A 23,047-nucleotide genomic window follows, 5' to 3' on the forward strand; every position below is an offset into this window, starting at 1 on the left:
CGGGCCGCAGCATCCGTCATCGCCGTCGCCGCCGGCACTCGCGGTCAGTGACCGAGCGAGGCGAGGTGCTCGCGCAGCGTCGGACCCGAGCGGAACTCGCCCACCAGATGACGGACGACCTCACGGAGGTCTCCATCGGATGCGTCGGCGATCGCAAGCTGTCGTGAGTAGCTCGCGCCGTCGGTGAGGATCGTCCGGATCCCGGCGAGCTCGCGGGCGCATCTGAGCTCCGCCGCGATGTCGCCGACCTCTTCCAGGGTCTCCCGCAGGTGCTCGACCACGGGGCGCTGCGTGCCGCGGTGGTCCACGATCACGCGCGCGTCGAGGCCGTAGCGGGCCGCACGCCACTTGTTCTCGCGAATGAACCAGGGCTGGATCGTCTCGAGGGGGAGCCCTTCGTCGAGGCGCCGTGAGAAGTGCTCGACGAGAACCTGGACGAGTGCGGCCATCGCCGCGAGCTCGGGCAGGGTCGACATGCCGTCGCACGCCCGCACCTCGATCGTGCCCCAGCGCGGCGCCGGGCGGATGTCCCACCGCACCTCGGTGGCGTCCTCCATCACCCCGGTCTTCACCATGTCGTCCAGGTAGCCTTCGAACTCGCGCCAGTTGCGCAGCGGCCAGGGGAGTCCGGCGGTGGGCAGCTGCTGGAAGACGAGCGCCCGGTTGGACGCGTACCCGGTCCGGTCGCCCGCCCAGAACGGGCTCGACGCCGACAGTGCCTGCAGGTGCGGCAGATACACCGCGAGAGCGTTGATGATCGGGAACACCTTGTCGACGTCGTCGACGCCCACGTGCACGTGGATGCCCCAGATCATCATGTTGCGTCCCCACCACTGCGTGCGCTCGATGAGCTTGTGGTAGCGGGTCTTGTCGGTGACGCTCTGGTCGTACCACTGCGCGAACGGATGGCTGCCGGCGCACAGCAGGTCGATGCCGTGCGGGTCGGTGTAGGTGCGCACCTCGGCGATCGCGTCCGCGATGTCGTCGACGGCGGCGGCGACCGTGTCGCCGATGCCGCTGGTCACTTCGACCGTGTTCGTGAGCAGCTCGCCGGTGACGGTGTAGCGCTCGAGCGCCGAGCGCTCCTCGAGGGCGGCGAGCAGCTCGGGGCCACGGGGGACCAGGTCTCCGGTGACGGTGTCGGCGAGCATCAGCTCCCACTCGAGCCCGACGGAGGAGCGGGCGGATGTCGCGAAGGGCACCGTCATGGGCACAGTCTGACATGGCGATGCGGCGCGCCTCGCGGCTTGCGGCACACCGCGTCATGTGTTGCACGAAGACCCATCGAGGCCGTCTGGTCAGCGACGAACGCGTGCTCCCGCCGGCGACGTCTTCGTCGTCCGAACCCTGTCGCGTCCGCGCGTGGTCGAATCGTGCGTTCTTCTTCTGGCAGAATAGAGGGCTGGATCACCCGCTCGACCCTCTATCCAGCGTGGAGATCCTCCCCTCAGAGCTTCCGCCGGGTGTGCACCCCACGCTCCAGGCGACCGGTTCAATCACTTTCCACACATTCAGGAGAATCGTGGCTGTCAAGATTCGTCTCAAGCGCCTCGGCAAGATCCGTGCGCCGTACTACCGCATCGTCGTGGCCGACTCGCGCACCAAGCGCGACGGTCGTGTGATCGAGGAGATCGGCAAGTACCACCCCACCGAGGAGCCCTCGTTCATCGAGGTCGACTCGGAGCGCGCGCAGTACTGGCTTTCTGTCGGTGCCCAGCCGACCGAGCAGGTGCTCGCCATCCTCAAGCTGACCGGCGACTGGGGTCAGTTCAAGGGCGACAAGAACGCGGTCTCGACCGTGAAGACCCGCGAGGACAAGGCCGCCTACGAGGCCGACGCCTCGAAGAAGTCGGTCATCAAGCCGAAGGCCGAGAAGAAGGCTGAGGAGCCCGCCGAGGCTCCCGCCGACGAGGCGACCGACGCGGCCGACGAGGCCGCCGAGTCCGCCGAGTAATCCGTTGCTCGCCGCCGCGCTCGAACACGTCGTCAAGGGGATCGTCGATCACCCGGACGATGTCCGCATCGACTCGTCCACATCGCCGCGAGGCGATGTGCTCGAGGTGCACGTCCACCCCGAGGACCGGGGTCGCGTGATCGGGCGCGGCGGCCGCACGGCCAAAGCCCTGCGCACCCTCATCTCTGCTCTCGCCGACGGCCGCCGTGTGCGCGTCGACGTCGCGGATGACTGAGGTGTCAGGCGAGAACAACGCGGGATCGGGCGCCGACGCCCGCAAGCCCGTGAACGCAGTACCCCCCACCGGCAAGACCCAGCTCCGCGTCGGCCGCCTCGTGAAGGCGCATGGCCTCAAGGGCGCGATCAAGCTCGAGCTCTACACCGACGATCCCGAGGGTCGCTTCGTCCCCGGTGCGACGTTCACCCTCCAGGTGCCGGAGTCCTCGCCGTGGCACGGCAAGCCGCTCACGGTTCGTGAGTTCAAGTGGATGAACAGCCACCCCGTCGCCTTCTTCGAGGGCGTGGACGACCGCGACGCCGCCGAGGGGCTCATCCGCGCGATCCTCTGGATCGACGAGGACATACAGGCCTCGCCCGTCGAGCAGGACGCCTGGTTCGATCATCAGCTCGTCGGACTCGACGTCGTGCGCGACGGTGAGACCGTCGGCAAGGTCGCGCGCGTCGACCACCTTCCCGCGCAGGACCTGCTCGTCGTGAAGGTCCGCGACGAAGAGGTGCTCGTGCCCTTCGTCAAGGCGATCGTGCCCGAGGTCGATGTCGCGGGCGGTCGCGTGATCGTGACGCCGCCCGCGGGACTCTTCGAAGAGATCCCCGACGAGGCCGGCGAGACGCCGTCCGCGTCCGCGGATGCCGCAGAGGGTTCCGCCGACTGACTCCACTTCACTGCGCGCTCGCGGCGACCGTGCGGCAGATGTGATCTCTGGGAAACACCGCGGGAAAGGCCCCGGAATCTCCGTCCGGGACCATCGAAGGCATGGGCGAAGTGCGCACCGTGTGCTCCTACTGCGGCGTCGGCTGCGGTATCTCGGTGACGACCTCACGGGCCGAGGCGGGGCATCCGCTCGCCATCGCGAAGGTGGCGGGCGACCGCGCGCACCCCACGAACGCCGGACGCCTCTGCACCAAAGGTGCCACGCATGCCGAGCTCATGCAGGCTCCCGGTCGCATGACGTCCGCCCACGTTCGGCCCTCTCGCGGCGAGCCGGCCGCGCCGGTGGCGGTCGATGATGCGGTGAAGGATGCTGCCGCCCGCCTCCGCGCGATCCTCGACGAGCACGGGCCAGACGCCATCGCCCTGTACGTGTCGGGGCAGATGAGCATGGAGGCGCAGTACCTCTCGAACAAGCTCGTCAAGGGATACCTCCGCGGCATCCACATCGAATCGAACTCGCGGCTGTGCATGGCGTCGGCCGGAACCGGATACAAGCAGTCGCTGGGCGCCGACGGTCCGCCCGGATCATACGAGGACTTCGATCGCGCCGACCTGTTCTTCGTGATCGGTTCGAACACGGCGGACTGCCACCCGATCCTTTTCCTGCGCATGGCAGACCGGCTGAAGGCGGGCGCGAAGCTGATCGTCGTCGACCCGCGCCGCACGACGACCGCTGAACGTGCGGACCTCTTCCTCCAGATCGCCCCGGGCACCGACCTCGCGCTGCTGAACGGTCTGCTGCACCTCCTGGTCGAAGCCGGCGATATCGACGAGGAGTTCATCTCCGCCCACACCGAGGGCTGGGAGCACATGGCCGAGCTTCTCGCCGAGTATCCGCCGGCGCGCGTCGCCGAGCTGACCGGGCTCGCCGAGGACGACATCCGCACCGCCGCCCGCTGGATCGGCGAGGCCGGTGAGTGGATGACCCTGTGGACCATGGGACTCAACCAGTCCACGCACGGCACGTGGTCGACGAACGCGATCTGCAACCTGCACCTCGCGACCGGCGCGATCTGCCGGCCGGGGAGCGGACCGTTCTCGCTCACCGGTCAGCCCAACGCCATGGGCGGCCGCGAGATGGGGTACATGGGCCCCGGACTGCCTGGTCAGCGCGCCGTCTTCAGCGCGCACGACCGCGCGTTCGTGGAGGACGTGTGGGGACTGGAGCCGGGCGCGATCCGTGCCGAGTCGGGCTCGGGCACGATCGACATGTTCCGCCGCGCCGCCGACGGGCAGATCAAGGCCGTCTGGATCATCTGCAGCAACCCGGTCGCCTCGGTGGCGAACCGCAAGACGGTGATCGAGGCGCTCGAGACCGCCGAGCTCGTCATCGCGCAGGACGTCTACACAGAGACCGCCACCACGGCGTACGCCGACATCCTGCTGCCGGCAACGCTGTGGGTGGAGGCCGACGGTGTCACGGTCAACAGCGACCGGACGCTCACGCTCGTCCGCGACGTCGTGCCGGCGCCGGGCGAGGCACAGCCCGACTGGATGACCATCTGCCAGATCGCGCGTGCGATGGGCTTCGATGGCTTCGATTTCTCCTCGAGCGAAGAGGTTTTCGACGAGATCCGCCGCTTCTGGAACCCGCAGACCGGATGGGACCTGCGCGGCGTGACGTACGAGCGTCTGCGCGAGACACCGGTGCAATGGCCTGCACCTCCGGACGACGCGAGGACGCGGCATCCGATCCGGTACGTCAACGACGGGGTGAGCCAGTCGCTGCACGTCGAGGACGACGGCACCGTACCGCGCCTGGCGTTCGCGACGCCGTCGCGGCGCGCTCAGTTCCTCGCGCGGCCCCACCTTGCGCCGGCTGAACTGCCCGACGACGACTACCCCTGGGTGCTGAACACTGGGCGCCTCCCGCACCACTGGCACACGCTCACCAAGACCGGCCGCGTCGCGAAGCTCACCAAGCTGCACCCCGGACCCTTCGTCGAGGTGCATCCGGTCGATGCGGAACGGCTCGGGATCGCCGAAGGCGACCAGGTCGAGGTCGCGTCGCGCCGTGGGCGGTTCGTGGTGCCCGCGGTGCTCACCGATCGCGTGCAGCCTGGGGGACTTTTCGCGCCCTTCCACTGGAACGACGAGCACGGCGAGTACGTGACCGTCAACGCGGTGACCAGCGATGCCGTCGACCCGCTGTCGTCGCAGCCCGAATTCAAGTTCGCGGCGGTCTCGCTTCGCCGCGTCGGACCCGCCGCCGGGGGAGCCGGATCGTCCACCGCGTCCGCGGACGAGGCACTCGCGAGCGCCGGCGTGCCCCTCGCACCGCCCGAGCTCAGCGACGTCGAGGGGGCGTACCTCGCCGGCTTTCTCTCGACCGTCCGGTCGGCGGTGCTCGCCCCCGGGGAGGTCCCGGTGCTGCCGGCCGAGGCTCCGCTCGGGGGGCTCGCGCGCGCGTGGTTCGACGGCGTGCTCGCCGGGGCGTTCTCGCGGATCTCTGTCGGGTCGGCGTCGGCCGAGGCGCTCGACGAGGTCGTGGTGCTGTGGGGCTCGCAGACCGGCAACGCCGAGGAGTTCGCCACTGCGGCGGCGTCCGCGCTCGGCGCCCGCGGCATTCCCGCGCGTGCCCGGAGCATGGCGGAACTGCGCGCGACGGACCTGACTGCGGTGAAGCGCCTCCTCGTCGTCACCTCCACGTTCGGCGACGGCGGGCCGCCCGACAACGCGGCCGCCCTCTGGCACGAGCTCAACGCCGACGGTGCACCCGAGCTGTCGGGGCTCCGCTACGCCGTCCTCGCCCTCGGCGACTCCAACTACGACGACTTCTGCGGTCACGGCCGCCGCCTCGACACGCGCCTGGGCGAGCTCGGCGCGACCGCGCTCCTCGACCGGGTCGATCTCGAGCCCGACGCCGACGGACCGCGCGAGGCGTGGCTGGCACAGGTTCTCGACACCCTGGCCGCCGAAGGGACGACGGGTTCGCCATCCGTCTCCTTCGCGGCGCCGCCGGCGAGACGGCTGTTCAGCCGGGCCAACCCGGTGCAGGCGCCTCTCGTGCGCAACGAGCTGCTGAGCGGCCCAGGGTCTCAGAAGGAGGTGCGGCGCTTCGCGTTCGACCTCTCGGACTCGGGCGCGACCTACGAGGCCGGCGACTCGCTCGGCGTCGTGTGCGCGAACGCGCCGGCCGTCGTCGCGGAATGGCTCGACGCGACCGGCATCGCGCCGCTCGAGATCGTGGAGATCGACGGCGAGGAGCGCACCTTCGCCGACGCGCTGCGGACGCGGCTCGACATCACCAAGACACCTGTCGATCTGGTGCGCTTCATCGCGGAGCGCAGCGGAGACAGCATGCTCGCGGGGCTCCTGCGCCGCGAGAACAAGGGCCGACTCGAGCAGTTCCTCTGGAGCCAGCAGGCGGTCGACCTGGTGCGCGACTTCCCGGTGGAGGCGACCGCCGCAGAGTGGGCCGGTGTGCTCAAGCGGCTGCAGCCGCGGCAGTACTCGATCTCGTCGAGCCCCAAGACCGACGCCGACATCGTGGAGCTCACAGTCTCGGTCGTCCGGTTCGAGACCGAGTCCGGACGCGCGCGGGGCGGTGTGTGCTCGACGTTCCTCGCGGACGGCGACGCCCTCGTAGCGCCGGTGTACCTGCAGCGCTCGCCCGCGTTCCGCCCGCCGACGTCGGGCGACACGCCCATGATCATGATCGGGCCGGGGACGGGCATCGCGCCGTTCCGCGCCTTCCTGCACGATCGCCGCGCCGACGGCCACACCGGCCGCAACTGGCTGTTCTTCGGCGAGCAGCACGCCGCGAGCGACTTCTACTATCGCGACGAGCTCGACCAGATGCGCGAGGACGGATTCCTCACGCGCCTCGACGTCGCATTCTCGCGCGACCAGCGGCAGAAGATCTACGTGCAGGACCGCATGGTCGAGCACGGCGCCCACCTGTGGCGCTGGCTTCAGGACGACGGCGCCCACGTCTATGTGTGCGGTGACGCGATGCGGATGGCCAAGGACGTCGACGCCACCCTCGTCGCGATCGCGCAGCAGCACGGAAAGCTCTCCGAAGAGGCGGCCGCCGAGTACGTGCGCGGCCTGGCCGCCGACGAGCGCTACGTCCGCGACGTCTACTGAGCTCCGATCGCGGCGCCCATCGGCTTCCGGGACGATCCGCGCGGCCGAGCTCCGCGTGGGCCACACCCGTTCATGTCGCCATCCCTCGCCCTCGTGTCGCGATTCCCGTCGCAAGGGCCGGGCCCTTGTGGTCGACAGAGGGACACGTCAGCGGGGCGCGCGGACATGCAGAAGAGCGGATGCCTCGGGGCCGAGGCATCCGCTCTTCTGTGGAGCGCGTGCGATCAGATGCGCTGCTTGGCGAGCGATGCTCGCGGGATCACGTACACGAAGACGGTCAGGAGCAGGAGCCCGACGTACGCGGCGACGAAGCCGTAGAACGCGGCCTGGTAGCCACCCGTCGCAAGCTGCGAGGCGTTGAGCACCTGGGGCACCAGGAACCCGCCGTAGGCGCCGATCGCCGAGATGAGCCCGAGCGCGGCGGCCGCCTTGCGGATCATCTTCGTGGCCTCGGGCGTACCCGGCTCGTAGCCGCGCGCCTGTGAACGGGCGGCGAAGATGCTCGGGATCATGCGGTACGTCGAGCCGTTGCCCATGCCCGTCGCCGCGAACAGCACGAGGAAGCACGCGAGGAACACGACGAAGTTGTGCAGCGGCAGCGTCCACACGAGCGCCAGCGCACCGAGCGCCATGACCGAGAAGGCCCCCACGGTCACGCGTGCGCCGCCGAAGCGGTCCGCGAGACGGCCGCCGTACGGGCGGGCGAGCGAGCCGACGAGCGCGCCCAGGAACGCCAGCGAGACCGCGGCCTGCCCGACCTGGATCGTGGAGAACTCCGGGAACTGGTCCGCGATGAGCTTCGGGAAGACGCTCGCGAAACCGATGAACGAGCCGAACGTGCCGATGTACAGCACCGCCATGATCCACAGGTGCCGTTCGCGCAGAGCGGCGGCCGAGCTGCCGAAGTCGGCCTTCGCGGACGAGAGGTTGTCCATGTAGCGCCAGGCGCCGAACATCGCGAGGAGGATCAGCGGGATCCACATCCAGCCGGCGAGCGAGATGTTGAGGGTCGCACCGGCACCGATCGTCACCGCGATCGGCACGGCGAACTGGGCGACAGAGGTGCCGAGGTTGCCTCCGGCCGCGTTCAGGCCGAGCGCCCAGCCCTTCTCCTTCTGCGGGAAGAAGTACGTGATGTTCGCCATCGAGCTCGCGAAGTTGCCGCCGCCGACACCCCCGAGCGCCGCGACGAGCAGCAGCACGCCGAACGGGGTCTCGGGGTTCGACACGACGATGCCGAGCAGCGTCGCCGGGATGAGCAGCAGCGCCGCCGAGACGATCGTCCAGTTGCGGCCCCCGAAGATCGCGACCATGAAGGTGTACGGGAAGCGCAGGGTCGCGCCGACGAGGCTCGGCAGTGAGATGAGCCAGAACGACTCCGAGCTGGTGAGCTGGAAGCCGGCCGCCGGCAGCATCACGACGACGATGCTCCACAGCTGCCAGATGATGAAACCGAGGAACTCGGCGAAGATGGACCAGCCGAGGTTGCGCCGGGCGATCGCGCGACCGGAGCTCGCCCAGAACGTCGGGTTCTCGGCGTTCCAGCCGTCGATCCAGCGGCCGGGGCGGCGCGTGAGGGTGACCGGCGTGTCGGCCGGCGAGATGGTGCGGGGCGGTGCAGCGGTATCCGTCATCGACGGCGTGTCGGTGGTTGTCATGGCGCCTCCCTGAGGTGAGCGGACACGGGGGGTGAGTGTGTCTCCACGCTAGAGACGCGGTGTTTCGGCCCTTCTGCCCGCGCGGTTACCTCTCGATCACTTCTCCATCACCCGCCGCAGCCGCACGAGGTGGGCGGGCCGTCACACGTCGGAAACACGAGGGCCTCCTAGACTCGAAGGCATGCGCGTCGACATCGTCACGATCTTCCCGACGTTCTTCGACGTGCTCGGCGTCTCGCTGATCGGGAAGGCCCGGGATCGCGGCATCCTGGACATGCACGTCCACGATCTGCGGGACTGGACCCACGACCGGCACCGCACCGTGGACGACACCCCATACGGCGGTGGCGCCGGCATGGTGATGAAGCCGGAACCCTGGGGCGAGGCCCTTGACGAGGTGCTGAGCGACGACGCCGTGCTGCTGGTGCCGTCGCCGGCGGGTGAGCTGTTCTCGCAGGCGATGGCGCGCGAGCTCGCCGACGAGAAGCACCTGGTGTTCGCCTGCGGCCGCTACGAAGGCATCGATCAGCGCGTCGTCGACCACTACTCGGCGCGCGGACGCGTGCGACTGGTGAGCCTGGGCGACTACGTGCTCAACGGGGGAGAGGTCGCCGCGATGGCGGTGATCGAAGCCGTGTCGCGGCTGATTCCGGGTGTGGTCGGCAACCCCGAGAGCCTCGTCGAGGAGTCGCACGAGCTCGGCCTGCTCGAGTACCCGAGCTACACTAAGCCCGCCGAGTGGCGTGGGCTCGAGGTTCCTCGGGTGCTGCTCAGCGGCAACCACGGTGCGATCGCCGCGTGGCGGCACGAGCAGAGCCTCGCCCGCACCCGAGCGCACCGGCCCGATCTGCTGCAGGAGCCGGATCCCGCGGCCTGAACGCCGACGGATGCCGCGTGCCGGCGGCACCTGCCTCTCGTGGCAGCGGTGCGGGCCATCCTTCGTGGTGTCGGGCGGGGCCGTGTTGTCAGGCGGGGTCGATCACGTTGAGCCGGTAGCCGCGCTTGACGACGGTCTTCACGAGATCGGGAACGCCCAGTGACTCGCGGAGTCTCGCGACGGCCATCTCGACCGCGTGCGTGTTCTCTCCGGAGCGTGGCAGCACCGCCTGCAGGCGCGGCCGCGACACCACCCCGCCCTGGGCGTCGAACAGCGCGGCGACGATGTCGGTGGCGCTTCGCGACAGCGGGATGTGGCGGCCGTCCAGCACGACGCCCGTGCTGCGCAGTTCCAGACGCCCCGCCGAGGTCGCAAGCGACGCCGCGCCGCCACCGCCGAAGTGGGTGACGACGGCGCGCACGAGGGAACCGAGGCGACCGCGCTCGGCGATCAGCGGCCGAAGCCCGGCCTCCTGCAGCGGCCCGGCGGTGATCGGTCCGACGGCGGCCATGAGCAGGCGTCCCTCCGCTTCGCGGTCGACGATCTCGTCGAGCACGGCCTCGTTCCGCGCAGCGGCGATCCACTCCGCCGCGCCGGGAGCGGACGTGAAAAGGACGGCGTCGACCTCGCCCTGCGCCGCCGCTATGACGGAGCGCGAGACGGCCGCCGGGTCGGGAGGAGGACCCCAGCGGTACACCGTGAGGCTCACAACGTCGGCGCCTGCGCCCTCGAACAGCTCGTCGAGGCCGTCGGCGCCCGACCCGTGGTGCTGGACGGCGACGCGCTTGCCCGCGACACCCTCGGCGAGAAGGAACTCTCCGAGCTCTGCCGAGGTCTCGGACTCGGCAACCCAGTCGGCGGTGAGGCCCGCCTGCTGGATGGCGCCGCGCGCCTTCGGCCCACGCGCCACGATCTGGGCGCGTGACAGGGCGAGATGGAGCTCGTCGAGCAGTCCGGCTTCGTCGGCGGCCTCCATCCAGCCTCGGAAGCCCACGCCGGTCGTGGCGACCACCACGTCCGGTTGCAGCGCGATCAGCTCGCGTGTCGCCGCGATGAGCGCGTCGTCGTCGATGTGGGGCACGATCGTCAGCGCGGGCGCGTGGCGCACCTGCGCGCCGTGACGCTCGAGCGCGGCCGCCAGCTCGGACGATCGACGATCGACGGCGATGACGATCGTGCAGCCGTCGAGCGCGGCGGAAAGGGTGGGGCGCGGGGTGGAGCTCAAAGGACGATGTCACCTGCCAGTTGGGGGTCGGGCAACAGCAGCCCGGCGCGAGCGACCTCGCCGACCACGATGACCGCCGGGTTGCGGACGCCGGCGATGCCCGCATCGACGACGACCGAGCCCAGCGTACTGCGCGTCGTGCGCTGATCGCGGTGATGGCCACGTTCGACGATCGCGACGGGGCGGTCCGCAGGAACCCCGGCGTGCAGCGCGTCCGACACGATGCGCGGCAGAGCGCCCACCCCCATCAGGATGACCGTCGTGACGGAGTCGTCGCGGAGGGCCGAGAGCGTGGCCTCGGTGACCTCGGACGGCCCGTTCACGATGTGCACCGCTCCCGCGACGCCGCGGTGCGTGATCGGGATGCCGGCGGCCTGAGGCACGGCGACGGCGCTGGAGATGCCGGGCACGACGTCGACCGGGATGCCGGCGGCGAGGCACGCTGCGACCTCTTCGCCGCCGCGGCCGAAGACGAAGGGGTCACCGCCCTTGAGGCGCACCACGCGCTTGCCCGCGCGCGCACGGTCGACGAGGAGCTCGTTGATCTCGTCCTGCGGCACCGGGTGGTGCCCGGGGAGCTTGCCCACGTCGATGATCTCGACGTCAGGGCCGACGTGGTCGCGGATGTCGGTCGGCCCGAGCCGGTCCATCACGACGACCTCCGCTCGCGTCAGCAGGCGCCATGCTCGGAGCGTGAGCAGATCGATGGGTCCGGGTCCGCCGCCGACGAGGTCGACGCGTCCGACGGTGCGCTTCGCCGTTCCGGTCATCGGTCGCCCTCCCAGCGGACGAGGACGTGTCCGTCGTCGATGGCGACGGGCCAGACGTGGAGGCTCTTCGGCTCCTTGCCCTGTGTGTCCAGGCAGATGCCGGTGCGCAGATCGAACACCTGCTTGTACATCGGCGATGCGACCGTGGGGATGTCCTGGCGCGTGCCGACGATGCCGCGGGAGATGACGTGCGCGTGGCTGTACGGATCGAGGTTCGACACGGCGTGAACGCGACCCGCCGCGCCGTCCGGGCCGTGGAGGAGGAAGAGCGCGATCTGCGTGCCGCCCAGGAGGGCGGCGCGGCCGCGCTCCACCTCGAGGTCGTCCAGTGCGCACACGCGCACCCATCCGTCCGGGGCGGTGTACTCGGCCGTCTGCGGGTCGACGAGGGTCATCGGCGCACCTCCAGGGTCGTTCCGGCGATGAGCACGCGTGAGTCGGCGCGCTCGTCCTCGGTGGCGGGTCGGGGCTGCCCGCGCTCGGCGGTGTAGGCCAGCGAGGGGTCGGGGGTGGTCGGCGCGTTGACGAAGGACGCGAACCGGCGGAGCTTCTCGGGGTCTTCGAGGGTCGCCTTCCACTCGTCCTCGTACGAGTCGAGGTGGGCTGCCATCGCCGCGTCGAGGTCGGCGCAGATGCCGAGGCTGTCATCGAAGATGACCTCGCGGAGCCCTTCGATGCCGCCGTCCAGGTCCTCGAACCACGGCGCGGTGCGCTGCAGACGGTCGGCGGTGAAGATGTAGTACATCAGGAACCGGTCGATGGCTGTGAGGAGCTCTTCGTCGCTGAGCCCCTCGGCGAGCAGCACCGCGTGGCGCGGCGTGAAGCCGCCGTTGCCGCCGACGTACATGTTCCACCCGGCCTCGGTCGCGATCACGCCGACGTCCTTGCCGCGGGCCTCTGCGCATTCGCGCGCGCAGCCCGACACGCCCAGCTTGATCTTGTGCGGCGAGCGCAGCCCGCGATAGCGAAGCTCGAGCTGCACGGCCATGCCCACGGAGTCCTGCACGCCGTAGCGGCACCAGGTCGATCCGACGCACGACTTGACCGTGCGCAGCGACTTGCCGTACGCGTGGCCGGACTCGAAGCCCGCGTCGACGAGCCGCTTCCAGATGTCGGGGAGCTGCTCGAGACGGGCGCCGAACATGTCGATGCGCTGGCCGCCCGTGATCTTCGTGTAGAGACCGAAGTCCTTCGCGACCTGTCCGATGACCAGCAGTCCCTCGGGGGTGATCTCGCCGCCGGGGATGCGGGGTACCACCGAGTAGCTGCCGTCCTTCTGAAGGTTCGCCATCACGTGGTCGTTGGTGTCCTGCAGAGCTGCGTTCTCACCCTCGAGCACGTGGCCGTGCACGAGCGTCGACAGGATGCTGGCGAGGGCGGGCTTGCAGATGTCGCAGCCGCGACCGGTGCCGAAGCGTTCGATGACGGCGCTGAAGGTCTCGAGGCCGGACACCCGCACCGCGTCGAACAGCTGGCGACGCGACATGTCGAAGTGCTCGCAGATCGCGTTGCTCAGCGCTGCCCCGGACTTCGCGAGCTCGGTCCCGACGATCTTCTTGACCATCATCACGCACGAACCGCACGCAGCCCCGGCCTTCGTGCAGGACTTGACGGCCGCGACATCCGTGCAGCCCTCCTCGTGCACCGCGTGACGAATCGCGCCCGCTGTGACGCTGTTGCACGAGCACACCAGCGCTTCATCGGGGAGGTCGCCGGTCGGTGCGGCGACGCCGCCCTCGGGCATGAGGTAGGCGGCCGGGTCACCGCCGAGCGCGCTTCCGACGAGCGGCCGGAGCGACCCGTACGCCGACGCGTCGCCGACGAGGATGCCGCCGAGCAGCGTCTTCGCGTCGTCCGAGAGCACGAGCTTCTTGTAGACGCCGGCCACGGGGTCGGCATACGTGACGTCGAGAGCGCCGGGCGTCTCGGCGAAGGCGTCGCCGAAGCTGGCCACGTCGACGCCCGACAGCTTGAGCTTCGTCGACAGGTCGTAGCCGGGGAAGGATGCCTCGCCCCCGAGAAGACGTGTCGCGGCGACCTCGGCCATGGCGTAGCCAGGGGCCACGAGGCCGACGCACATGCCTTCGTAGTTCGCGACCTCGCCGATCGCCAGCACGCGCGGGTCGGAGGTCTGGCAGCCGTCGTCGATCAGTACGCCGCCGCGGGGGTGCACGTCCAGGCCTGCGGTGCGCGCGAGCTCGTCGCGCGGGCGCACGCCGACGGTGAACACCACGACGTCGGTGCGCGCGTAGGTCCCGTCGCGGAATTCGAGGCCTGTCACCTGTCCGGAGCGGTCCGGGTCGAGGCGCGTGGTGACCGCCTCGGTCTTGACCGCGATGCCGCGCGACTCGATGAGCCGACGCAGCGCGTTGCCGGCAGGCAGGTCGAGCTGGGCCGACATCAGCCGGTCGGAGGACTGCACCACCGTGCAGTCGACCTCGAGCCCCTGGAGCGCGCCCGCGGCCTCCAGGCCCAGCAGCCCGCCGCCGATGACGGTTCCCACGAGGGGACGCCCGAGCTCCTGCGAGCGGCGCTGGACGAACTCCTCGAGCTTCTCGACGTCGTCGAGCGTGCGGTAGACGAAGCATCCCTCGAGGCCGAAGCCGTCGACTGCGAGGCGTGCGGCGTACGAGCCGGTCGCGAGGATGAGCCGGTCGTATGCGACGCTCGTGCCGCTGCGCGTCGTCACGCGCCGTGCGGCACGGTCGATGCGGGTGACGGCCTCGCCACGGAGGAACCGCACGCGCTCGTCCTCGAGCACCGCCCGCTCGAGCTCGAGGTCCTCGGCGGAGGCGCCCGCGAAGAACCCGGTCAGGCCCACCCGGTCGTAGGGGTGGCGCTCCTCCTCGCCGATGAGTGTGATGCGCCACTCTTCGCCGGCCCGGCTGAGCAGGCTCTCGACGAACCGGTGCGCGACCATGCCCGCGCCGACGACCACCACATGGGTGCCGAGGGCAGGGGTCTCGTTCATGGCGTCACCGTACGCCGCTGCTGTTGCGGTGGCGTCAGCGTCATGTTTCCGGCTGTTGACACGGTCGCGGTGGGCCATGGCTCCTCCTCGGGGCGGACGACTCGGTGATGCTGACGCTACGAGCGGGGTGTTTCACCTCCCGGTCGGCGGCGGTTACCCCGAGCGAACGTTTCTCTCACACGGCACGGAATGGCGATGTGAGAACGGATGCCGCGGCGCGCGCCTACCCTGTCCGCGGCGTCCGCGCCAGCCCGAGCCGCCGATTCGCCTCGGAACGCTAGGGTGAAGGCCCTGCCGAAATGGAGGTCGCATGCAGATCTGGCCCGGTTCCCCGTACCCCCTGGGGGCGACGTTCGACGGGAGCGGCACCAACTTCGCCCTCTACAGCGAGGGAGCCGAGCATGTCGAGCTGTGTCTGTTCGATGACGACGGCGTGGAGACCCGCGTCGAGCTGCTGGACGTTGACGCGTTCGTGCACCACGGCTACCTGCCCTCCGTGCAGCCGGGTCAGCGATACGGTTACCGGGTCCACGGAGAGTACGACCCGGCGAAGGGCAAGCGGTTCAATCCCAACAAGCTCGTGCTCGATCCCTACGCCAAGGCCGTCGAGGGCCAGGTGGAGTGGGGCCAGCCTGTGTTCGGGTACGACTTCGGCGATCCCGACTCGCGCAACGACGAGGACTCCGCCTCGCACCAGATGATGGGCGTGGTCGTGAACCCGTACTTCGACTGGAGCGGCGACCGCCTGCCGAAGACCCCCTACTCCGAGACGTTCATCTACGAGGCCCACGTGCGAGGTCTCACCCAGCTCCACCCGGCTGTGCCCGAGGAGATCCGCGGCACGTACAGCGCGATCGCGCACCCCGCGATCATCGAGCATCTGCAGAAGCTGGGAGTGACGGCGATCGAGCTGATGCCGGTGCATCAGTTCGTCAACGACTCCGTGCTCGAGGAGAAGGGCCTCTCGAACTACTGGGGCTACAACACCATCGCGTTCTTCGCGCCGCAGAACACCTACTCGTCCAGCGGTCAGCGGGGCCAGCAGGTGCAGGAGTTCAAGGCGATGGTGAAGGCGCTGCACGCGGCCGGGATCGAGGTGATCCTCGATGTGGTCTACAACCACACGGCGGAGGGCAACCACCTGGGCCCGACCCTGTCGATGCGCGGCATCGACAACGAGGCCTACTACCGGCTCGAAGAGGACGACAAGCGCTATTACACCGACTACACGGGCACCGGCAACAGCCTGAACGTGGGCAACCCCCACACTCTGCAGCTGATCATGGACTCGCTGCGCTACTGGGTGCTCGAGATGCACGTCGACGGGTTCCGCTTCGACCTCGCGTCGACTCTCGCGCGCGAGTTCTACGAGGTGGATCGTCTGGCCGCGTTCTTCGAGCTCGTGCAGCAGGACCCGGTGGTCTCGCAGGTGAAGCTCATCGCCGAGCCGTGGGACGTCGGCCCTGGCGGGTACCAGGTGGGCAACTTCCCTCCGCAGTGGACCGAGTGGAACGGCAAGTACCGCGACACGGTCAGGGACTTCTGGCGCGGCGAGCCGGCGACCCTCGGAGAGTTCGCCTCTCGCCTCACCGGATCGGCGGACCTGTACGAGCACTCCGGACGCCGGCCTGTGGCATCCATCAACTTCGTCACCGCCCACGACGGCTTCACCCTGCGTGATCTCGTCTCGTACAACGAGAAGCACAACGACGCCAACGGCGAGGAGGGCCGCGACGGCGCCGACGACAACCGTTCCTGGAACAGCGGCGCCGAAGGGCCGACGGACGACCCGGAGATCCTCGCCCTCCGTGCGCGCCAGCAGCGCAACTTCATCGCGACGCTGCTGCTCTCGCAGGGCGTCCCGATGCTGCTGCACGGCGACGAGCTCGGCCGCACCCAGCGCGGCAACAACAACGGCTACGCGCAGGACAACGAGCTCACGTGGATCGACTGGTCCGCGCCGGATCAGCCGCTGGTGGAGTTCACGGCGGCCCTCGCGCGGCTGCGCCGGGAGCACCCGACCTTCCGTCGACGGCGATTCTTCGACGGCCGGCCAGTGCGCCGGGAAGAGGGAGCACCGCTCCCCGACATCGTGTGGGCGCGGCCCGACGGCTCGCAGATGCAGCCGGAGGACTGGGGCTCGGGGTTCGGCCGGGCGGTCGCCGTGTTCCTCAACGGCGACGGCATCCGGGAGCGCGACCGCCGGGGCGAGGCGATCACGGACGATCATTTCATCGTCCTGTTCAACGCGGGCGACGATCATGTCGACTTCCTCATACCCGAGGTCGAGTTCAGCCCCGAGTGGGACGTGATCGTCGACACCGCGGGAGTGCACGCCGACACCGAGCCGGTCGTCCCCGGCTCGACCTTGTCCGTGCAGGCGCGTTCTCTGATGGTGCTGCGCGAGCACGAGCTGCCCGAGCCGGAGGTGGACCACTCGGTCGCCGCGTCCCTCGCCGTGACCACGGTGGCGGGGCTCGACGAGGTGCCCGGCGCCGCGCCGCGTCCTGAGCTCAGCCGCTGAGAGGAGCCCCCGTGCCCCCGCGCCGCCCGACCTCGACCTACCGCCTCCAGCTCCGGTCGTCGTTCACGCTCGACGACGCCGCCGCGCTCCAGGGCTACCTGAGTGACCTCGGCGTCGACTGGGCGTACTTCTCACCGATCCTCACGGCGTCGGCGGGATCCGATCACGGGTATGACGTCGTGGATCCCACGGGGGTCGACCCGTCCCGCGGCGGCCCCGCCGGGCTCGAGCGCGCATCGCGCGCCTTCCACGATGCCGGGCGCGGGCTGCTCGTCGACATCGTGCCGAACCACGTCGGCGTCGCACGCCCCGAGGAGAACCCGTGGTGGTGGGACGTGCTCACGCACGGCCGCTCATCGCGGTACGCGCCCGCCTTCGACATCGACTGGGAATTCGGGGCGGGCAGGGTGCGGCTCCCGGTGCTGGGAGACGACATCGCCGAAGCGGCGAGCTCGGGCGTGCTCCGGGTCGAGGCGGGAGAGCTGCGGTACTACGACCGCCGCTTCCCGCTCGCCCCCGGCACCGCTTCCGACGGGGAGGACGTGCTCCGAGTCCATGACCGGCAGCACTACGAGCTCATGTCGTGGCGGCGTGAGGCGGACGACCTGAACTATCGCCGCTTCTTCGGCGTTTCGAGTCTCGCCGCGGTGCGCGTCGAGGACCCGACGGTGTTCGACGAGACCCACACCGAGGTGCGCCGCTGGTTCGCGGAAGGGCTGGTCGACGGACTGCGCGTGGATCATCCGGACGGGCTGCGCGCCCCGGTCGAGTATCTCGAGCGGCTCGACGCCCTGACCGGCGGTGCGTACCTCCTGGTCGAGAAGATCCTCGAACACGGCGAAGCCCTGCCCCAGTTCTTCGCCGCCGACGGCTCGACGGGGTACGAGGCGCTCGCGGACATCGACCGCGTCCTCGTGGATCCGCAGGGCGAACCCGCGCTGGATGCGCTGGACGCCGGCCTGCGCGAACGATCGGGCCTTCCTGCGGCGATGCCCTGGTCTGAGGTCATCGCGGCCACCAAACGCGCGATCGGCGAGGGCATCCTGCGCTCGGAGGTCCGCAGGCTCGCCCGCGATCTGCATGCCGCGGACGACTCCGGCGTGGAGGACGCCCTCGTCGAGCTGCTCGCCCGGTTCCCCGTCTACCGCTCGTACCTCCCCGCCGGTGCCGAGCATCTGCAGCAGGCGGCCGCGCAGGCGCGGCAGCACCGGCCCGATCTCGTGCCGGTGATCGACGCCGTGCTGCCGACGCTCCTCGAGCCGGGGCATCCGGCCGCGCTCCGCTTCCAGCAGACGAGCGGCATGGTGATGGCGAAAGGCGTCGAGGACACCGCCTTCTATCGCGCCACGCGTCTGGGCACCCTCACCGAGGTGGGCGCCGACCCGTCTGTCTTCGCCCTGTCGGTGAGCGAGTTCCACGCGGCACAGGCGGCGCGCCACGCGGCGTGGCCGCACTCGATGACGACGCTCTCGACGCACGACACCAAGCGGGGCGAAGACGTGCGCGCTCGTCTCACGGTGCTGTCCGAGATTCCCGAGCGCTGGGCGGAGGTGCTGGACGAGCTGACGGATGCCGCGACCACCGGCCACGGCCCCTTCGATGCACTGCTGTGGCAGGCGATCATCGGCGCGTGGCCGGCGTCGCGCGAACGGCTCCACGGCTACGCCGAGAAGGCGGCGCGAGAGGCCGGCGAGGCGACCACATGGCTGGCCCCAGACACGGACTTCGAGCGGCGGATGCATGCCGTGGTGGACGCCGCCTTCGACGATGCGGACGTGACCGCGCGCGTCGAGTCCTTCGTCGCGGAGATCGAGGGCGCCGGCTGGTCGAACTCGCTCTCGGCAAAACTCCTCCAGCTCACCGGGCCGGGTGTGCCCGACGTGTACCAGGGCAGCGAGCTCTGGGAGCAGAGCCTCGTCGACCCCGACAATCGGCGCGCCGTCGACTTCGACGAGCGGCGCCGCCTGCTCGCGCGCATCGATGCGGGTGACCATCCCGTCGTCGACCGCACCGGCGCGGCGAAGCTGCTCGTCACCTCGCGCGCGCTTCGGCTGCGACGCGAGCGTCCGGACCTGTTCACGCGCTATACGCCCATGACGGTGGTGGGCTCAGCGGCGGACCACGCGGTCGCCGTGGACCGCGGCGGTGCTGTCGCCGTGGCCACGCGGCTGCCCGTCGCCCTCGCTGCACGCGGGGCGGCCGGAGGCTCACCCTGGGAGGACACCGTGCTGCTGCGCCACAGCGGACCCACGACCGATGTGCTCACCGGACGCGCCTTCTCAGGCAGCATCCGTCTTGCGCAGCTGCTGGAGCGCTATCCGGTCGCCCTGCTGGTCGCGGAGGAGGCGCCGTGATCCCGGAGGTCTGGGCTCCGCGGGCGGCCGCGGTGGCGCTGCGCGCCCCGAGCCGTGGCGACGACATCCCTCTCCAGCGCCGCGAGGGAGGGTGGTGGCGCGCCGACATCGAGCTGGAGTCGGGGGAGGAGTACGGCTTCGTCCTCGACGGCGCGGATGCCGCGCGCCCCGACCCTCGCTCGCGCCGACAGCCCCGCGGAGTCCACGACCTCAGCGCGGTCTTCGATCCGGGCGAACATGAGTGGCGGGATGCCGCCTGGACGGGACGACAGCTCGCCGGCGGTCTCGTCTACGAGCTCCATCTCGGCACGTTCACGCCGGAGGGGACGCTGGACGCAGCGGCCGAGCGGCTCGCCCACCTCGTCGACCTCGGCGTGGACTTCGTGGAGCTGCTCCCGGTCAACAGCTTCAACGGCGTCCACAACTGGGGCTACGACGGCGTGCTCTGGTACGCCGTGCACGAGGCTTACGGAGGACCGGCCGCATATCAGCGCTTCGTGGACGCCTGCCATGCCGCCGGCCTCGGCGTCATCCAGGACGTGGTGTACAACCACCTGGGACCGAGCGGCAACTACCTGCCCGAGTTCGGGCCCTACCTCCGCGACGCGGAGGCGAACACGTGGGGCTCCTCGATCGATCTCGATGAGGCGGAGGTCCGTCGCCACATCATCGACAACGCGCTGATGTGGCTGCGCGACCACCACGTCGACGGGCTGCGCCTGGACGCCGTCCACGCGCTCGTCGACAACCGGCCGGTGCACATCCTGCAGGAGCTGGCCGAGTCTGCGGATGCCCTGAGCGCGCACCTCGGCCGGCCCCTGACCCTGATCGCCGAATCCGACATGAACGATGCGCGGCTCATCGCGGCGAGAGAGGCAGACGGCTACGGCCTCACGGCGCAGTGGAGCGATGACTACCACCACGCGCTCCACGTCGCACTCACCGGCGAGACGAGCGGCTATTACGCCGACTTCGCTCCGCTGAGCGCACTGGTGAAGGCGTCGACCCGCGGATTCTTCCACGATGGGACCTGGTCGTCGTTCCGCAGCCGAAACCACGGGCATCCCATCGATCCGCGCATCCCCACATGGCGACTCGTCACCTTCTCACAGGACCACGACCAGGTCGGCAACCGCGCGGCCGGCGACCGCCTCTCGCAGTCGCTCGACGAGGGCGGCCTCGCCATCGCCGCGGTCCTCACCGTGCTGTCGCCGTTCACGCCGATGCTCTTCATGGGCGAGGAATGGGCCGCATCGACGCCGTGGCAGTTCTTCACCTCGCACCCGGAGCCCGAGCTCGGCGAGGCCACTGCCCGCGGCCGGAGGGCGGAGTTCGCGCGGATGGGGTGGGATGAGTCGATCGTCCCAGACCCGCAGGACCCCGAGACCTTCCAGCGGTCGAAGCTGCGGTGGGATGAAAAGGATGCCGGCGTCCACGCGCGCATCCTGGGTCTCTATCGGCGGCTGATCGCGCTGCGTCGGCTGCGTGGCGAGTTCGCCGACCCGGACTTCCGGGCGGTGGAGGCCGCGGCGGACGAAGAGCGGCGGTGGTTCCGCCTGCGCAGGGGTCGCTCGGAGATCGTCGTGAACTTCGCGCCCGAGGCTGTCAGCCTCCCCTTGGCGGGCGCCGACGAGGTGCTGCTGGCGACCGACCCCCGGGCGACGATCGATGACGGCGAGCTCTCCCTGCCCCCTCGCTCGGCGATCGTCGTGACCCTGGCCGGGGGCTGAACTCAGGGGACCCCGAGCCAGGAGCGGTCGGTCAGGACGATCGGGCCTTCCTCGGTGATCGCGACGGTGTGCTCGGCGTGCGCGCCGCGCGATCCGTCCACAGAGCGCAGCGTCCACCCGTCGGGGTCGGTCACCAGTTCGTCGGTGGTCTGGAGGAACCACGGCTCGAGGGCGACCACGAGTCCGGCCCGGAGCGGATAGCCGCGCCCCGCTTTTCCGTCGTTGGGCACGTGTGGATCGCCGTGCATGATCTTGCCGACGCCGTGTCCGCCGAAGTCCGTGTTGATCGAGTAGCCGTCCGCGTGCGCGACCGCGGCGATGGACGCCGAGATGTCGCCGATGCGGTTGCCCAACGTCGCCGCACCGATGGCGGCCTCCAGCGCCCGCTCGGTCGTGTCGATGAGTGAGAGGTCCTCGTCGCGCGGCGTGCCCACGACGAAGGAGACCGCGGAGTCGGCGACCCAGCCATCCACCGACACGGCGAAGTCCAGTGAGACCAGGTCACCGTCGCGCAGGGCGTAATCGAAGGGGAGGCCGTGCAGGACCGCATCGTTCACCGACGTGCAGATCACCTTCCCGAAGGGACGGGCGCCGAACGACGGGTGGTAGTCGATGTAGCAGGATTCGGCCCCGGCGCGGCGGATGAGCTCGTGCGCGCGTCGGTCGATCGCGAGGAGGTTCGTGCCCACCTTGGTCTCGTCGCGCAGCGTCGCGAGGGTCTCGGCGACGAACCGCCCGGCGGGCTTCATCGCCTCGATCTCGGCAGGTGTGCGCAACTCGATCATGTGGAGAATCCTCTCGTTCCCTCCCATTCTGTCGGACCGGTCGGCGCAGGGCTGTGAGGATGCTCCGCGGCACGCGGAAGCGGACCACCGGGGTCGCTCGCGGGCGTAGCATCAGTGGCATGTGGCTGCGTCGCGCGTTCTTCGGCTGGCTGATTCCGGCCGCCTTCCTGCTGCCGCTGTGGCTCCTCGTCGGCTGGGCCGTGTTCAACGCCGGCGGGTGGGCGTTCCTGTGGGTCCTGTTCCTGGCCATTCCGGGCGTCTTCCTGTGGCAGCTGCTCCTGACGCTGCTGGTGCGGGCCCGTGGAACTGTGCGGGCTCACCGCGCCGTCTCCTGGTGGGATGTGCTGGGCTTCACGGTCTGGCACCTCCTTGTGATCTCGCTCGGCTTCTTCGCGGAGGCATGGTGGGCGCCCGTGATGGTGGTCGCCATCCTCGCCGGTGTCGGGCTCTTCTGGCTCGAGCTGTGGCAGCTGTGGAGTGAGGCGCGGCCCTCGCGGTTCGTCCTGCGCACCTCGGAGGGCGTCGCGTACATCCCCGCTCAGACGGATGCGCCCGAGGCGGCTCCGCGCGAGGTCATCGTCATCACCGAGAAGCAGACGCCGCCGGCGAACTGACGCGTTTTGGCCGGGTGCGGCATCCATGGCAGAATGGATGTTTGTGCCCTGACCGGTTCTGCCTCAGGGGAACCAGCTGTACGGCGTCATGCCGGAGGCCTGCGGCACTCTCATTCCTTTACCATCCTTCCCGTGGTCGACCTGTGGCGGCCGCAGAGAGAGACGATCATGCAGATCCTCGACGCCGTCGACGCGGCTTCGCTCCGCTCCGACATCCCCGTTTTCAACGCCGGCGACACCGTCAAGGTGCACGTCAACATCACCGAGGGCAACCGCTCGCGCATCCAGGTCTTCCAGGGTGTCGTCATCGGCCGCTCGGGCGACGGCGTCCGCGAGACCTTCACCGTCCGCAAGATCAGCTTCCAGGTCGGCGTCGAGCGCACCTTCCCGGTGCACTCCCCGGTCATCGACCACATCGAGGTCGTGACGCGCGGTGACGTGCGTCGCGCGAAGCTGTACTACCTGCGCAACCTCCGTGGCAAGAAGGCCAAGATCAAGGAGAAGCGCGAGAGCAACTGACGCTTCGCCGTCAGCGTTTCCACGA

17 protein-coding genes are annotated in these 23,047 nt (G+C 69.9%); 10 read left to right on the top strand and 7 right to left on the bottom strand.

Going from position 1 to position 23,047, the window contains the following annotated elements; genetic code table 11:
- Window positions 1–44 precede the first annotated feature (44 nt).
- Window positions 45–1,208 carry a glutamate--cysteine ligase gene (locus JNB61_RS01005; RefSeq protein WP_159843757.1) on the bottom strand — a complete coding sequence of 388 codons (1,164 nt, stop codon included), beginning with the start codon at window positions 1,206–1,208 and terminating at the stop codon, window positions 45–47.
- Window positions 1,209–1,522: 314 nt separating this feature from the next.
- Here JNB61_RS01005 and rpsP point away from each other — a divergent pair, with 314 nt between their 5' ends.
- The 4 genes from rpsP (at window position 1,523) to JNB61_RS01025 (ending at window position 6,995) form a co-directional block, all read left to right on the top strand.
- Entirely contained in the window at window positions 1,523–1,954 is a 432-nt protein-coding gene (gene rpsP, locus JNB61_RS01010) for a 30S ribosomal protein S16 (RefSeq protein WP_220287374.1), read from the top strand.
- Between the two features lie 4 nt (window positions 1,955–1,958).
- Entirely contained in the window at window positions 1,959–2,189 is a 231-nt protein-coding gene (locus JNB61_RS01015) for an RNA-binding protein (protein WP_106814138.1), read from the top strand.
- A complete protein-coding gene (rimM, locus tag JNB61_RS01020) occupies window positions 2,182–2,847 on the top strand; it encodes a ribosome maturation factor RimM (RefSeq protein WP_220338506.1) in 666 nt (221 codons plus the stop codon). The genes JNB61_RS01015 and rimM overlap by 8 nt, the downstream gene beginning before the upstream one ends.
- Before the next feature lie 101 nt (window positions 2,848–2,948).
- Window positions 2,949–6,995, top strand: coding sequence for a bifunctional nitrate reductase/sulfite reductase flavoprotein subunit alpha (locus JNB61_RS01025; protein ID WP_220338507.1), 4,047 nt, complete (start codon window positions 2,949–2,951; stop codon window positions 6,993–6,995).
- A gap of 224 nt (window positions 6,996–7,219) precedes the next feature.
- Here JNB61_RS01025 and JNB61_RS01030 read toward each other — a convergent pair whose 3' ends face one another.
- Window positions 7,220–8,653 (bottom strand): MFS transporter, encoded by a 1,434-nt coding sequence (locus JNB61_RS01030; protein ID WP_220338508.1) that lies wholly within the window; start codon window positions 8,651–8,653, stop codon window positions 7,220–7,222.
- Between the two features lie 181 nt (window positions 8,654–8,834).
- Between JNB61_RS01030 and trmD the strand changes: the two genes are divergently transcribed.
- Entirely contained in the window at window positions 8,835–9,530 is a 696-nt protein-coding gene (gene trmD, locus JNB61_RS01035; RefSeq protein ID WP_220287381.1) for a tRNA (guanosine(37)-N1)-methyltransferase TrmD, read from the top strand.
- Window positions 9,531–9,618: 88 nt separating this feature from the next.
- On the opposite strand, the gene JNB61_RS01040 is transcribed toward trmD, so the two are convergent.
- Genes JNB61_RS01040 through nirB form a run of 4 tightly spaced genes read right to left on the bottom strand, consistent with a single transcriptional unit; the run spans window position 9,619 to window position 14,496 of the window.
- Window positions 9,619–10,755 (bottom strand): uroporphyrinogen-III synthase, encoded by a 1,137-nt coding sequence (locus tag JNB61_RS01040; protein ID WP_220287383.1) that lies wholly within the window; start codon window positions 10,753–10,755, stop codon window positions 9,619–9,621.
- Window positions 10,752–11,525, bottom strand: a complete 774-nt coding sequence (gene cobA, locus JNB61_RS01045; protein ID WP_220287385.1) for a uroporphyrinogen-III C-methyltransferase — start codon at window positions 11,523–11,525, stop codon at window positions 10,752–10,754. Before cobA ends, JNB61_RS01040 begins: the two co-directional genes overlap by 4 nt.
- Window positions 11,522–11,920: a nitrite reductase small subunit NirD gene (gene nirD, locus JNB61_RS01050; protein ID WP_220287387.1), complete on the bottom strand. Its 399-nt coding sequence runs from the start codon at window positions 11,918–11,920 to the stop codon at window positions 11,522–11,524. The genes cobA and nirD overlap by 4 nt, the downstream gene beginning before the upstream one ends.
- Complete coding sequence (nirB, locus tag JNB61_RS01055) at window positions 11,917–14,496, bottom strand: nitrite reductase large subunit NirB (protein WP_201448768.1); 2,580 nt, start codon at window positions 14,494–14,496, stop codon at window positions 11,917–11,919. The genes nirD and nirB overlap by 4 nt, the downstream gene beginning before the upstream one ends.
- Window positions 14,497–14,806: 310 nt before the next feature.
- Here nirB and glgX point away from each other — a divergent pair, with 310 nt between their 5' ends.
- Genes glgX through treZ form a run of 3 tightly spaced genes read left to right on the top strand, consistent with a single transcriptional unit; the run spans window position 14,807 to window position 21,104 of the window.
- The gene (gene glgX / locus JNB61_RS01060) at window positions 14,807–17,020 is read left to right on the top strand and encodes a glycogen debranching protein GlgX (protein ID WP_220287391.1); all 2,214 of its coding nucleotides are present in this window, start codon (window positions 14,807–14,809) and stop codon (window positions 17,018–17,020) included.
- Between the two features lie 11 nt (window positions 17,021–17,031).
- Window positions 17,032–19,374 carry a malto-oligosyltrehalose synthase gene (treY, locus tag JNB61_RS01065; protein WP_220338509.1) on the top strand — a complete coding sequence of 781 codons (2,343 nt, stop codon included), beginning with the start codon at window positions 17,032–17,034 and terminating at the stop codon, window positions 19,372–19,374.
- Window positions 19,371–21,104 (top strand): malto-oligosyltrehalose trehalohydrolase, encoded by a 1,734-nt coding sequence (treZ, locus tag JNB61_RS01070; RefSeq protein ID WP_220338510.1) that lies wholly within the window; start codon window positions 19,371–19,373, stop codon window positions 21,102–21,104. The genes treY and treZ overlap by 4 nt, the downstream gene beginning before the upstream one ends.
- Window positions 21,105–21,106: 2 nt before the next feature.
- On the opposite strand, the gene map is transcribed toward treZ, so the two are convergent.
- The gene (gene map, locus JNB61_RS01075; RefSeq protein WP_159843779.1) at window positions 21,107–21,889 is read right to left on the bottom strand and encodes a type I methionyl aminopeptidase; all 783 of its coding nucleotides are present in this window, start codon (window positions 21,887–21,889) and stop codon (window positions 21,107–21,109) included.
- Window positions 21,890–22,008: 119 nt separating this feature from the next.
- Between map and JNB61_RS01080 the strand changes: the two genes are divergently transcribed.
- Both JNB61_RS01080 and rplS read left to right on the top strand, forming a co-directional pair.
- Window positions 22,009–22,503, top strand: coding sequence for an MFS transporter permease (locus JNB61_RS01080; protein WP_220287395.1), 495 nt, complete (start codon window positions 22,009–22,011; stop codon window positions 22,501–22,503).
- Between the two features lie 168 nt (window positions 22,504–22,671).
- Entirely contained in the window at window positions 22,672–23,022 is a 351-nt protein-coding gene (gene rplS, locus JNB61_RS01085; RefSeq protein ID WP_159848582.1) for a 50S ribosomal protein L19, read from the top strand.
- The last annotated feature ends 25 nt before the right edge of the window (window positions 23,023–23,047 follow it).

Source organism: Microbacterium ureisolvens (assembly GCF_019511645.1).
GTDB lineage: Bacteria > Actinomycetota > Actinomycetes > Actinomycetales > Microbacteriaceae > Microbacterium > Microbacterium ureisolvens_A.